12 protein-coding genes are annotated in these 13,350 nt (G+C 67.7%); 2 read left to right on the plus strand and 10 right to left on the minus strand.

Features of this window, described 5'->3' with window-relative positions; translation table 11 throughout:
- Positions 1-20 precede the first annotated feature (20 nt).
- The 8 genes from QX041_RS29360 to QX041_RS29395 form a co-directional block, all read right to left on the minus strand.
- A complete protein-coding gene (locus tag QX041_RS29360) occupies positions 21-782 on the minus strand; it encodes a hypothetical protein (RefSeq protein ID WP_009025709.1) in 762 nt (253 codons plus the stop codon).
- A gap of 259 nt (positions 783-1,041) precedes the next feature.
- Positions 1,042-2,241 (minus strand): M48 family metallopeptidase, encoded by a 1,200-nt coding sequence (locus QX041_RS29365; RefSeq protein ID WP_316167456.1) that lies wholly within the window; start codon positions 2,239-2,241, stop codon positions 1,042-1,044.
- A gap of 33 nt (positions 2,242-2,274) precedes the next feature.
- Positions 2,275-2,832: a LemA family protein gene (locus QX041_RS29370; RefSeq protein ID WP_315717271.1), complete on the minus strand. Its 558-nt coding sequence runs from the start codon at positions 2,830-2,832 to the stop codon at positions 2,275-2,277.
- Positions 2,833-3,021: 189 nt separating this feature from the next.
- On the minus strand, positions 3,022-3,450 hold the full coding sequence (locus QX041_RS29375) for a hypothetical protein (RefSeq protein WP_315750410.1): 429 nt from the start codon (positions 3,448-3,450) through the stop codon (positions 3,022-3,024).
- Between the two features lie 144 nt (positions 3,451-3,594).
- A complete protein-coding gene (locus QX041_RS29380) occupies positions 3,595-4,584 on the minus strand; it encodes a small ribosomal subunit Rsm22 family protein (protein WP_316167458.1) in 990 nt (329 codons plus the stop codon).
- A gap of 63 nt (positions 4,585-4,647) precedes the next feature.
- Complete coding sequence (gene smc, locus QX041_RS29385; protein ID WP_316167460.1) at positions 4,648-8,112, minus strand: chromosome segregation protein SMC; 3,465 nt, start codon at positions 8,110-8,112, stop codon at positions 4,648-4,650.
- A 243-nt stretch (positions 8,113-8,355) separates the two neighbouring features.
- On the minus strand, positions 8,356-9,012 hold the full coding sequence (locus QX041_RS29390; RefSeq protein ID WP_315717267.1) for a DsbA family protein: 657 nt from the start codon (positions 9,010-9,012) through the stop codon (positions 8,356-8,358).
- A gap of 118 nt (positions 9,013-9,130) precedes the next feature.
- Complete coding sequence (locus QX041_RS29395) at positions 9,131-9,610, minus strand: DUF721 domain-containing protein (protein WP_315717265.1); 480 nt, start codon at positions 9,608-9,610, stop codon at positions 9,131-9,133.
- A 125-nt stretch (positions 9,611-9,735) separates the two neighbouring features.
- On the opposite strand from QX041_RS29395, the gene mutY reads away from it, so the two are divergent.
- Together mutY and QX041_RS29405 are read left to right on the plus strand one after the other, a co-directional pair.
- Positions 9,736-10,839, plus strand: coding sequence for an A/G-specific adenine glycosylase (gene mutY, locus QX041_RS29400; protein WP_316167461.1), 1,104 nt, complete (start codon positions 9,736-9,738; stop codon positions 10,837-10,839).
- Between the two features lie 67 nt (positions 10,840-10,906).
- The gene (locus tag QX041_RS29405; RefSeq protein ID WP_316167462.1) at positions 10,907-11,329 is read left to right on the plus strand and encodes a PaaI family thioesterase; all 423 of its coding nucleotides are present in this window, start codon (positions 10,907-10,909) and stop codon (positions 11,327-11,329) included.
- Positions 11,330-11,707: 378 nt separating this feature from the next.
- On the opposite strand, the gene QX041_RS29410 is transcribed toward QX041_RS29405, so the two are convergent.
- Positions 11,708-11,977, minus strand: a complete 270-nt coding sequence (locus tag QX041_RS29410; protein ID WP_315750454.1) for a DUF2798 domain-containing protein — start codon at positions 11,975-11,977, stop codon at positions 11,708-11,710.
- A gap of 426 nt (positions 11,978-12,403) precedes the next feature.
- Complete coding sequence (locus QX041_RS29415) at positions 12,404-13,336, minus strand: LysR family transcriptional regulator (protein WP_316167463.1); 933 nt, start codon at positions 13,334-13,336, stop codon at positions 12,404-12,406.
- Between the last annotated feature and the right edge of the window lie 14 nt (positions 13,337-13,350).

The raw sequence follows: 13,350 nt of genomic DNA on the forward strand, positions 1-13,350 counted from the left end.
TCCCATCCTTCACGGAGCTGCTATTTTTCCCCGGCCGGCCGCGGCGCCGCCGCCTTGGTCGAGCCGACGATGTCGGTCAGCTTGATGCGGTCGTACTCGCTCCAGACGTTGGCGAGCCAATGCCGGACATAGCCGCGCAGCACGAAGGAGTAGTTGGCGGCCTCGTCGCGGGGACCCTTGTTGGCGACGAATTTGAGGAACGGCACCGAGGCGACCTCGACCTGCTCGAACGCCATTTCGTTGAGCTTCGGGATGGTCAGCTCGGTCGCGTCCTTGATGCGGTGGAAGTAGGAATTGTAGGTCGACTGGTCCCACTCGAAGAAGCTGGTGTTGTTGATGAAGTTCTTCACCAGGAAATATTTCGCGCCGATCATGTAGCTCGCCGTCTCGGCGATCTCGTCGAGCGAGGCGATCGACGAGCCCAGGATGTGGAACACCGCGAAGGTGATCTGGCCGGAGCGGGCGGCGTCGAGGAATCCGATGTCGCGCAGCGCGGCGAGCGTCGGCGACATCAGGCCGGCGCGGACGTCGATCACGGTCACCGACGGCGCCACCGCGCTCAGGGTGTCGAAGATCTTCATCTGGTCCGGCGTCGAATTCATGTCGACGATCTCGGTGATCTCCGGGTGGAAGCGCTTCAAGGTGCCGCGCGGATGCTCGGTGTCGAACGCCCGGGTGGGGACGTTGTTGGCGCTGAAATAATCGAGCAACGTCCGCGACACCGTGGTCTTGCCGACCCCGCCCTTGTCCGCACCCACCACAACCACTGCCGGTTTCGCCATGGAAAGTCCTTCAGCCCTGAGGCCGGCCAGGGGGCCGGCGCATTGCATTCTGCTTTGGGCGCGAACATGGCAGAAACGCTGGAGAATTCAAATTCATTGCAGCACGGGACCGGGGAAATTTGCGCCTTCGCCGCAACAGGCTGGACGGAGGCATTCCGGCCCGCGCGTTCGAGCCGGCGAGGAAGCACTTGCAAGCGAATGGCAGGACAATTGCCCGTCGCACGGGATTGGCGGCTGAATTCCGCGGCGAAGGCGGCGACTAGTGCCGGCCCCAGGGACCGGTCGCGGGGGTGGTCCACGGTCCCTGGGGAGCGGCTTGACCCTGGCCAGATGGCGGGGCCGGGCCATCGGCCTGGCCCCGGGGACCACCGGACGGCAACGGTGGCGGAGCGTCGCCGTCTGGAGCATCGGCTCCGGTATCGTCGGGCTGTGCCTCGTCCGTGGGCAGCGCCAGCGGGCCCGGATCATGGCCGCCGGCGAACCTGATCAGCGCCTGGACCCGGGCATCGATCGAGGGATGGGTGGCGAACAGGTCGGCAAAGCCCTCGCGCGGATTGTCGACGCACAATTCCATGACGGCGGAGGTGGCGCCCGGCAGTTCGCCGCGCCCTTCGATCTTGCGCAGGGCGGTGATCATGGCGTCCGGATTCTTGGTCAGCTCGACCGACCCGGCATCGGCAAGGTATTCACGGGTGCGCGACAGGGCCAGCTTGACCACCTGGGACAGCAGCCAGGCCACCACGATCAGCACCACCGCGATGATCACGACGATGATGGCCCCGCCGCCGGAGCCCTTGCGGTCGGAGTCGGACGAGGAGGAGGACGACGACGAGCGACCCCAGCCGCCGCCCCAGCTCATGTTGGTGAACAGGCGGAAGAACAGTTCACCGAAGAAGCCGACCACGCCGGCGATGATGACGGCCACGACCATCAGTTGGACGTCGCCGTTGCGGATATGGGTCAGCTCGTGGCCGAGCACCGCCTCGATCTCCTGGTCATCGAGCGCGTCGAGCAGGCCGGTCGTGACGGTGACCGCGTATTGCCGCGGGTTCAGGCCGGTCGCGAAGGCGTTCAGCGCCGGGCTGTCCATGATCTTCAGCTGCGGCATGGTGATGCCGCGCGAGATGCAGAGATTTTCGAGCAGATTGTACAGCCGCGGCTGCTCCTGACGCGTCACCGCGGTCCCGCCGGTGACCGCGTCGATCATCTTCTGGTGGAAGAAATAGGCGATCACGATCCAGGCCGCCGCGCCCAGCGTGGCCCAGGGCAGCGCCCTGATCAGGTCGCGGGTGGCCGCGTTCATGTAATAGGCGACGCTGCCATTGCCGTTGATCATGACCTCCGCGATCAGCGCGCCGGCGAACACCAGCACGTAGATCAGCAGGAACAGGCCGCCGAGCAGCAGCACCGAACGGGTCTTGTTCGATGCGATGTGGGTGTAGAGACCGTAGGCGGCCATGGCGTCGGACCCTTCAGCGCGGAGGGCGCGGGATCAGAACTTGACGCTCGGCGCGGCCTCGACTTCGGTCCGGCTGGCGCCGAGATCGAAGAACTCCTTGCGTGTGAAGCCGAAGGTCCCGGCGAACAGTGCGGCGGGCATCTGCTGGATGCCGGTATTATACTCTTGGACCGCGTTGTTGAAGAAGCGGCGGCTGGCGGCGATCTTGTTCTCGATGTCGGAGAGCTCGCCGGCGAGCTGCTGGAAGTTGGCGTTGGCCTTGAGGTCCGGATAGGCCTCGGACAGCGCGATCAGGCGACCGAGTGCGCCGGAAAGTTGGCCTTCGGCGGCCGAGACCTGGGCCGGGCCCTGCGCCGACATCGCCGCATTGCGAGCCTTGATGACCTCGTCGAGGGTGCCGCGCTCATGCGCAGCGTAGCCCTTCACGGTCTCGACCAGATTCGGAATCAGGTCGTGGCGCAGCTTGAGCTGGACGTCGATGTCGGCAAAGGCCTGGCCGACCCGCTGGCTGAGGGCGACCAGCCGGTTGTAGGCGCCAAGGGCGAACAGCACGAGAATGACGATGATGCCGAGGACGATCCAGCCGGACATGACGGGCTCCGAGGGAGAGGGCGGGAGAACGAGGCGGCCGACACGCGACGGCGCCGCCGGTCCGCAGGTGGACCGGCGTGCATTGGTCGCATCAGGGGGGATGCCCGTTCAAGTCGCTTGAGCCTGGCCGGTCCGTTCGATGGGCGCCCAGGCGACCGAATTGGCGTCGGAGGCAACGATGCGCAGGGCTCAATAGGGACGGGCGACCCGCCATTGCTGCGTGGGGTCGTTGCCCTTGATATCGCCGGGGACGCTGTCGAGCTGCGAGGTGTAGAGCGGCCGGTAGCGGTAGGCCCACATCTTCTTGCCGTCGCTGCGGGTGATGACGGTGAAGTCGCCGCTGGCGGTTGCGTTGTCGGGGGCGATCAGCGGCGGCCGCTTCTCGGCACAGGCACCGTCGCAGGTCGACTTGTTCCCGGTGTTGTCGCGTTCGGTATAGTAGAGTGTCATTCCTTTTGGGTCGACCAGGACGGGACCGTTCTTGCCGACGATGGCCTTGGCCGGCGGGCCCTCCTGTTTCGGTGGGGGCGGTGCCGAGGATCCACCACCGTGGCCGTTTGCCAGGGCCGTTCCTGCCGAAGCCAGCAGCGCGGCGGTGATCATCATCGTCCTGAACATCGAAACGCGTTCCCGTGTGAGCAGCGCATCCAGCGCCTGTTGCAGCTCACCGTAGCAAGCAGCGATTTCTCTCGGGTTTCGCGAAATCGCGAAAATGAGAGACAAACACGACCTGTCGTTAACCATCTGCGGCCGCGACGGTATCTACGGCCGTGACGGCGGCTCCACGCCGTCGCCCCAGTCCCACCGGCGGGCGGCGGCAAAGGCGGGCTTGTCGCGGCGGGGGATATTGACCGTGGCAGCGGTCCCATCGGCTTGGCACAGCTTCGCGGTTGTCGCGACCTTGGTGACCGACGGCGGCGCGAGCACGCGTGCGGCGGGCCGATGCGTTGCTGGCTTGCGGGTGAGGGCAACGAAGCTGAACTTCTCGTCCTCGAACGGGACGTCAGCCCCTTTCAGTTCGCGATGTGCCCGCGATCGCGCCAGCCGCTGCGCGAAGTGGCACCAGTCCGGTGCCACGAGGGGGCACGGCGCTGCGTGCGGGCAGGGCGCCGCGACATGAGCGCCTGCTGCGATCAGGCGGTCACGGGCCGCGATGATGCGCTGATAGCCGGGGGGCGTGCCGGGTTCGACGATCAGCAGCGTATCGCCGGTCCGGGCCCACAGCGCATCGACGGTCGCAGAGCGCTCGGCATCCGTCAGCTCGCCGATCATGTAGCTGGCGATGACGAGATCGGCACTTCCGGCACGTTCGAGCAGCGCTCGCGCCGGTCCCAGCGCATAAGAGAGGTCGCGGAGGCGCATCGTGTCGTCAGCGAGCGCCAGCGCCAGCCCGCGCAACGCTGGATTGGAATCGACGGCGTTGAACGAGGTCAGCAGCGGAAACGCTTCCGCCGCAGCGAAGCTCGCGGTCGCTGGTCCGGCACCGACATCCAGCAGCGAGGCCGGGGCGAAGTCCGGGCTCGCCTGCATCACGGCATTGAGGCTGGCAACGACCGCCGCGTAGGTCGCCGGCATTCGCACCGTGGCATAGGCAATGGCGTCGGCGTCGCTCGTGATCGTGCCGGAATTGCCGCCGCTGCGGTAGGCGGCCGAGATGCGGGCCGCCCGGGCGGCTGCATCCTGCCGCGACTGCCCGTGCAGCATGGCTTCGAGGGACGCCTTCAGCGCGGCGGGCAGATCAGGAGAGATCATCGGTCCTCTCCACGCGTCAGTCCGGCCGCCGCGCGGGCGGCAATCCGGAATGACGCAGCAAGATCACGCCACCTGCTGGTCGAGGATCTTCACGGCCTCGTCGAGCGCGACCGAGACGAGCTGCGACACGCCGCGCTCGGCCATGGTGACGCCGAACAGCCGGTTCATGCGCGCCATGGTGATCGGGTTGTGGGTGATGATGATGAAGCGGGTCTCGGTCGAGCCCTTCATCTCGTGCAGCAGGTTGCAGAAGCGTTCGACGTTGTGGTCGTCGAGCGGCGCGTCGACCTCGTCCAGCACGCAGATCGGCGAAGGGTTGGTGAGGAACACCGCGAAGATCAGCGCCATCGCCGTCAGCGCCTGCTCGCCGCCCGACAGCAGCGACAGCGTCTGCGGCTTCTTGCCCGGCGGCTTGGCGATGATCTCGAGACCGGCCTCGAGCGGATCGTCGCTCTCGATCAGATGCAGCGCCGCTTCGCCGCCGCCGAACAGCTCGGTGAACAGCCGCTTGAAGTGGTCGTTGACGGTCTCGAACGAGGACTGCAGGCGCTCGCGCGCCTCCTTGTTGAGGCTTTGGATGCCCTGGCGCAGCCGCTTGATGGCCTCGACGAGGTCGTCGCGCTCGGTGGTCAGCGCGGTATGCGAGCCCTCGACCTCGGTGAGTTCTTCCTCGGCGCGCAGGTTGACGGCGCCGAGCCGCTCGCGGTCGCGGCGCAGCTTCTCCAAGGTTTCTTCGATCTCGTGCAGCGGCGGCAGTTGCGTGTCCGGACCGATCTCGGCCATCGCCGCGACCGCCTGCGGCTCGCATTCGAGCATGTCGTGGATCTCGCGCTCGACGTCGCCGACGCGGCGCTTGGCGCTCTCCAGCCGCTCCTCGGCGCGGGCGGCCGCTTCGCGCGACTTGGACAGCGCTTCCAGCGACGCTTTCGCAGCGCGGTCGGTGTCGCCCATCGCAGTCTCGGCCTCGGCGAGCGCGTCGGCCGCGACCTGGCGCTCCTCCTCGGCGATGGCGAGCTCGTCGATCAGCGCGCTGCGCTTCTCGGCGAAGATCTCCGGCGCGTTGTCGAGCTCGGCGCGCTCGTCCTTCACCTCGGCGATGCGCGCCTCGATGGTGGCGATCTGCGAGCCGGCGCCGCGGATGCGGTTGAACCAGTCGTTGCGCTCGCTGATGATCGCCTGCACGCGGCGGTCGGCGAGCTCGGCCTCGCGGGCCAGCGCCTGGGCCTCGGCGCGCACCTGGGCCGCGGCGCGGCGCTTGGCCTCGATCTCGGCGCGCACGGCCGCCAGCCGGCCATCGGCTTCGGTGGTCGCCGGCAGCTCCTCGATCGCCTCCAGCGCATTCTGGTGCAGCTCGGCGATCTCGGCGCGGTCATGGGCGAGGCGGGTCGAGGCCTCGACCAGCGCCGATTTGCGCGCCGAATGGCGATTGATCTCGCGCTCGGCATTGGCGTGGCGCTCGCGCGCCGAGTTCACCTCGCGCTGCGCGGCGCGCCAGGCTTCGCGCGCGGCGCTCTCGGCGGCGGTCGCGGCCCTCACCTCGGCCTCGGCGCTCTCCAGCGCCTGGCGCTTGTTGGCGGCATCGATGCGCGCCTGCTCGAGCTCGGCCTCGATATCGATCAGGCGGGCACGCTCGGCCAAGCGCCGGGCCGCGCCGGTCGGCGCGTGCGCCGCGGCGATGAAGCCGTCCCAGCGCCAGACGTCGCCTTCCGGCGACACCAGCCGCTGGCCGGTCCTGAGTTGAGAAACCAGTTGAGCGCCGCGGTCGCGCGACACCACGCCGATCTGGGCCAGGCGGCGCGACAGCTCCGGCGGCGCCTGCACATAGGCCGCGAGCGGCTCGACGCCGTCGGGCAGCGCGGGGTCGGTGACCTCGGCGCCGGCGACGGTCCAGTGCATCGGCGCGGAGGCATCGACCGGCGCATCGAGGTCGTCGCCGAGCACGGCGCCGAGCGCCTTCTCATATCCCTTGGCGACGGTGACGCCGTCGATGATCGGCGGCCACAGATTCTTGGTCTCGCTGTTGACCATCTTGGAGATGGTGCGCGCCTCGGTCTCCAGCCGCTGCACCCGCTTCTCGGCCTCGGCGAGCGGGGCGCGCGAGGCTTCGAGCTTCTGCCGCGCATTGGCCTGCGCCGACTCGTTGGTCTGCACCGCGGCCTCGGCCTGCGCCTCGGATTCCTCGGCCGCTTCGAGCGACGCCGCTAGCGTGTCGAGATCACCGAGATGCGCGGTCTCCTGCGCCAGTCGCTCCTCGTCGGCGCGGACATTGGCGATGTCCTGGTCGAGGCGGGCGAGACGCTCGCGATGGCTGCGGACGTTGGCTTCGAGCTGGTTGCGGCGTGCGGTGAGGTCCGCAAGCTGCGTCGTCAGCTCGGTAAACTGGCGCTCGGTTTCGGCAAGCAGAGCCTCGGCCTCGGCGACGCGCTCGTCGACGCCGCTGCGCATCTCGACGCGCGCCTTGATCTCTTCCTTCAGCTCCGCGTCTTCGGTCTCCAGGCGCTGCAGCGCGACCTGCGCGTCCTGGTTCTGCTGCTGCTCGCGCGCGACGTCGGCGGTGAGCTGCATCAGGCGGCGATCGAGCTCGCTAACGCGCTCCTTGGCGCGCACCTCCTCGCGGTCGAGCAGGTCGCGGGCGTTCTTCAGCCGCTGCATCGTCGCGGCGGCGCGGGCCTCGGCCTCGCGCAGCGCCGGCAGATGCGACGAACGGATCGCCTGGATGCGGGCCGATTCGGCCTGCTCGCGGGTCCGCTCCGCCATCTCGCGAACGGCGACATCGTGCACATGCGCGGCGTCGTTGAGGTCGGCATGCGCGCCCATCCAGCGCAGGTGATAGAGCGTCGCTTCGGCCTTGCGCACCTTGGCGGCGACCTCGCGGTAGCGGATCGCCTGCCGCGCCTGCTTGCGCAGGCCTTCCATCTGGCCGGAGAGCTGGCCGATGACGTCCTCGACGCGCAGCAGATTGGTCTCGGCCGCCTTCAGCCGCAGCTCGGCCTCGTGGCGGCGCGCATGCAGGCCGGCGACGCCGGCGGCGTCTTCGAGCACGCGGCGGCGCTGCTCGGGCTTGGCTTGAATGATCTCGCCGATCTTGCCCTGGTGGACGAGCGCGGGCGAGCGCGCGCCGGTGGCGGCGTCGGCGAACAGGATCTGCACGTCGCGGGCGCGCACGTCGCGGCCGTTGATGCGATAGACCGAGCCGGCCTCGCGCTCGATGCGGCGCGAGATTTCGAGGATGTCGCGGTCGTTCACGGCCGCCGGCGCGGTGCGATCGCTGTTGTCGATCGTCATCACCACTTCGGCGTGGTTGCGCGAGGGGCGCGTGTTCGAGCCGGAGAAAATGACAGCGTCCATGTCGGCGGCGCGCAGCGATTTGTGCGAGGTCTCGCCCATCGCCCAGCGCAGCGCCTCGACCAGATTCGACTTGCCGCAACCGTTCGGACCGACGACGCCGGTGAGGCCGGGTTCGATCACGAAGTCAGTCGGTTCGACGAACGTCTTGAAACCGTGAAGACGAAGACGCGTGAGTTTCATGCACAGATTCTCTGTTGGCGGGAGACGAATCTCACAGCCCCGACAATACCATGGAAGGCAATGTCAATGTGGACTGAATAGCCGTTGCGCCCCATTCTGAGGGCGGGACAATGGCGAGGGCCGGTCCCCAGGGCAACCCGCCGGGCCTGCTTTTCCAAGGCTTTCTCGTGGCGAACGGCCCACGAAACAGAAGCGGCCCCATTGAGGGGCCGCGCTGTGTCTTTGATGACTCAGTGATTCGAATCAGCTCTTCAGAAGCGGGTTGATCTTCTTCTGAAACTCCTCGATCGAAGCCTCGCCCTTGATCTTCTCGCCGTTGATGAAAAAGGTCGGCGTCGAATCGACTTTAAGAATGTCGCTCGCATATTTCTGGTCGGCGGCGATCTTGTCGAGCAACGCCTGGTCCTTGAGGCAGGCCTCGACCTGCTGCTGGCTGAGACCGGCCTGCTTGCCGATCCGCGTCAGCGTCTCCGTCGTGTTCTTCACCACCCAGTCGTTCTGCGAGCGGAACAGCATGTCGGTGACCGCGAAATACTTCTGCGCGTCGTCCTTGGCGATGCAGCGCGTCAGCATCGAGCCCGCGGCGGCTTTGATGTCGAGCGGGAACTCGCGGAAGATGTAGCGGATCTTGCCGGTATCGATGTATTCGGCCTTCAGCTTCGGGAACACGGTGGCGTTGAACGCCGCGCAGTGCGGGCAGGTCATGGAGGCATATTCGGTGATGGTCACCGCAGCGTCCGCCGGTCCGATCGCCATGTCGGGCAACGACTGAGGCTTGGCGACATCGGCGGCGCTCTGCGCCATCGCGTCCGAGATCAGCCGCAGCGGGGAGAAGCCGGCCAGAGCGGCGAGGCCGGTCAGCGACAGGGCAGCGGTGAAGGCGCGGCGGGTGATGATCAAGGCTCTGCTCCGAAATGGGCGCATCTCGCGCCTGAAACGCTCGTAACTCGGCTTTTCGCTAGCTTGAAACCCACCCGGAGGCAATGCCGGGCCGCAAATGGGGATCAAAGCGTCAGCGTCAATTTCGCTTGATGGCGGCGCCCAGGCGGGCCAGCGCGTCGCGCAGGGCGTCGTCCTCGATCGCGGTCAGGGTCTGCGCGACCTTCGCGACCGTCTTCGGATCGGGCGGCACCGGGCGGCGCTTCACCGGGGGGCGCAACAGCGGCCCCTGGCGCAGCGCCAGCTTGCCCACCGCGTGCCAGCCGAAGAAGCGGTTGACCCGCTCCAGGATCACGTCCGACGAATGCTGGATCTCCAGCGCCATCGGCCCCTCGACGCGCAGGATCAAGGTCGCCGGCTCCTGCGGCTGGCCCTCGACCGGCCGCGGCCATTGCATCTTCAGCGGCTGGGCGTGCTCGGCGATCTCGCGCCCCGCGATCTCCGGCCAGCGCGTCACCAGCTCGCGGGCGGCAAAGCCCTGCTTGGCATAGGCGGCCGTCAGCACGTCGCCCATCATGAGCGACAGCGGTTTTGCGGTGAGGCGGCCGGGCTTTGCCATCGATGCAGGCTTCTCGTGGTCTGCCGCCCGTCCGAGCCGCCGGGGCTCGAAGAAAGCCGTGGATGCCGCAGACGAGACGGCGGTCCAGCGGGCGACGATGGCTCCTGACGTACTAGATTAAGCCAATGGTGTCATCAGCCCTTCCTTCCAAGCGCAAGAGCCGACCAGAGAATCGCGGCTCCGCCGAGCGCCCCGCACAACTGCTCGCCTGGTACGACCGCCACCGCCGGCGGCTGCCGTGGCGCGCGCCGGCCGGGCAGCGCTCCGATCCGTATCGCGTCTGGCTGTCGGAAATCATGCTGCAGCAGACCACGGTGAAGGCGGTCGGGCCGTATTTCGAGAAGTTTTTGGCGCGCTGGCCGGATGTCTCCGCGCTCGGCAGCGCCGAGCTCGACGACGTGCTCCGGATGTGGGCCGGCCTCGGCTATTATTCGCGGGCGCGCAACCTGCATGCCTGTGCCGTCACCGTGCTGCGCGAGCATGGCGGCGTGTTCCCGGACACCGAGGAGGGGCTGCGCGCGCTGCCCGGCATCGGTCCGTACACCGCGGCGGCCATTGCCGCGATCGCGTTCGATCGGCTGACCATGCCGGTCGACGGCAACATCGAGCGCGTCGTCTCGCGGCTGTTCGTGGTGGAGGAGGCGTTGCCGCAGGCCAAGCCGCAGATCCAGGCGCTGGCGGCGACGCTGCTCGGGCCGTCGCGCGCCGGCGACAGCGCGCAGGCGCTGATGGATCTCGGCGCCACCATCTGCACGCCGAAGAAGCCGGCCTGCGCGCTGTGTCCCTTGAGCGAGGACTGCGCCGCACGCGAGCGCGGCGACCAGGAGACGTTCCCGCGCAAGGCCGCCAAGAAGACCGGCACGCTCCGTCGCGGCGCCGCCTTCGTCGTCATCCGAGGCGACGAGCTGCTGGTGCGCTCCCGCCCCGCAAAGGGCCTGCTCGGCGGCATGACCGAGGTTCCCGGCTCGGAATGGCTCGCTGGCCAGGACGATGCCGACGCGCTCGCCCAAGCGCCGGAGCTGGCCGGCGTGAAACGCTGGCACCGCAGGCTCGGCGTCGTCACCCACGTCTTCACGCATTTCCCGCTGGAGCTCGTGGTCTATACCGCGCGGGTCCCGGCGCGGACACGCGCACCGGACGGCATGCGCTGGGTCCCGGTCGCGACGCTGGACGGCGAGGCGCTGCCCAACGTGATGCGCAAGGTCGTGGCGCATGGGCTGGGGGATTGATCTCGCCGCTGCTGACACGAGGCTGGCAGCAGTGCGGAGCTAGAACGGGCGCATAGAGGAGACGCCCATGGTCGCAACCGCACTCGATACGCTGACCCCGCCACCCTGCGCAAAACTGCTCGGATGGCGGTTGCTGGACGCCAACCCGGCCGACGGGTGGATTAAGATCGGCTTCGACGGCAAGCAGGAGTTCTGCAATCCCGCCGGCTTCATCCAGGGCGGCCTGCTTGCATCGATGTTGGACGACACGATGGGGCCCGCCGTCTTTATCAGGACCGAAGGTCGACTCTACACGACGACGGTGAGCATGACCGTCAACTATCTTGTGCCGGCGCAGCCCGGGCCGATCGTGGGCGAGGCGCGCGTGCTTCAACTCGGCAAGACCATCGCCTTCATCGAGGGACGTCTTACCAACGGCGACGGCGCCCTGATCGCAACCGCGAGCGCAAGTGCGCGGCTGGTGGAGGCGGCTAAGGCGCTCGCCAAATAATGCGACCCTCAAGCTCAGACCACGGGGCGGGCCGGACGTTCCGCTATGTGTTGCTTCTACGAGAACTGTATCCACGCGCTCCGCCGTCGTCCCGGCCTTGAGCCGGGGGCCCATACCCACAGGCAGTGGTTTGATGCACAGGGGTCATTGGCATTTTTCCCATCACGACGGCGGCGGCTTGTCCGGGGCGACAGCGGTGGACGAGGCGGATTCACGGCTCAACCAGCGGCTTGAACGAGCAAGAGAGACCGGGACGCGTCCGCGTTCGCGCGGCACATCATGCCCGAGGCTTGCGATCAGTTCATCCCTTGCGCGGGGGCGGGGCGTAAAACGGGGCCGCAGTTCGGCGGCCCCGCTTGCTCCGATCAATTCGGCTCGTTAATTCGGCTTGGGCGTCTCCACCACCAGCGTCACGATCCGCCGCACCAGCGGCAGGACAGCGAGCAACGTGGGGAACGCGACGAGCCAGGAGATGGCCCACGCTGCGGGCCAGGTCTCGATGAACGCCTGTGTCGGTCCAAGACTCCTCAGCGTGGCGATCGCCGACACGACGAACGTCATCAGCACCGAGAGTGTCAATGGCATGACGACGGCCGAATAGCGCGCCGGCAGTTTTCTGCGCGCGCGCCGTTCACCAGATGGTTTCATGATGGCAGTTCCGGAATTCGATCGGTCGATCACGGGCAACGCGTCCTGCATTCCTCCGGATCGAGCCGATCCGTTGAATGCGTTGCCTGACGTGAGACGCTTACGGTGCGCATCAGCGCAGCAGGCGTCTGATAGCCTGACAACAAGGCGGACGCCAGCCAAAAAACTGAACGAGCCGGAATTCATGCCGCTGCTGCGCTAGCCGGTTTGGAGGGTAGGGTGGGCAAAGGCGCGCATCACCGTACTCACCATGGACTGCGCTCGATCCCGCGCCGCGCCCACCATCTGACTCGGAGTACGCAGCACCGCGGTGGGCACGCTGCCGCCCTGCCGGGCGGCTGCTTGCCCACCCTGAGCGACCTCAACTGTATCAACGCATTTTGCTGTTGGCGGCCTGACAGAGCACGACGCGCGGGCGCCGGATGCTCACGTCGGTTTCGTCGGACGTCCTGGCGCGCCGCCGAGTTCGCGGCCCGTTTCCAGCATCAGCGTGCGCAGCCAGATCGACCCCGGCTCGACCTGCGCCCTGGTCGGATAGAACATGTATTGTTCGTCGATGCCAGGATCGAGCGGCGGCGCGACGGTCGACAGCGACAAGGCCTGCGCCAGCGCCGCGATCAGGCGGCGCGGCACGAAGGCGACGAGATCGGTGCGCGCGGCGACATGCAGCGCCTCGATGTAGCTCGGCACGACCAGCGCGATCCGTCGCTCCCAGCCCTTGCTGCGCAGCCAGCCGTCGATCAGGTCCTCGCTCTGGCCCCGCAGCACCACCGCGACATGCCGGGCGGCCAGGAAGGCGTCTCGCCGGTTCAGTCGCCTGCCGGCCGGGTGACCGCGCCGCACCGCCAGCGCATCGCTGTCGGTGTAGAGCAACTGGCGATGGAAGCCCTTGAAGGCGTTGCCGATCGAGATCACCATGTCGATGGTGCGGGCGAACTCGGCGTGGAAGATCCCAGGGCCTCGCCAAGGCACGACGTCGATGCGGAGGTTGGGCGCGGCGCGCGTCACCTTGGCCATCAACGACGGCATCAGCAGCTCGACCGCGAGATCAGGCATCATCAGGCGAAATTGGCGTTCGCTCCGTGCAGCGTCGAACGCGTCGGGCGTGAACAGGCCGCGCACCTGATCCAGCGCCTGGGCGAGCGGGGCCTGCAGCGCAAGGGCGCGCGGGGTCAGCTCCATCCGCGCGCCGGTGCGGACCAGGAGGGGATCGCCGAGCAAGTCGCGCAGCCGCTGCAGCGCGTGGCTGGTGGCCGGCTGGGACAGTCCGATCCGCAGCGCAGCCCGGCTGACGCTGCTCTCGCGGAGCAGCGCGTCGAGCGCCACCAGCAGATTGAGATCGAGTGCGGCCAAATTCATAGGACGAATTAATA

The sequence above is a fragment of the Bradyrhizobium sp. SZCCHNRI2009 genome (assembly GCF_032485115.1).
Taxonomy (GTDB): Bacteria; Pseudomonadota; Alphaproteobacteria; order Rhizobiales; family Xanthobacteraceae; genus Bradyrhizobium.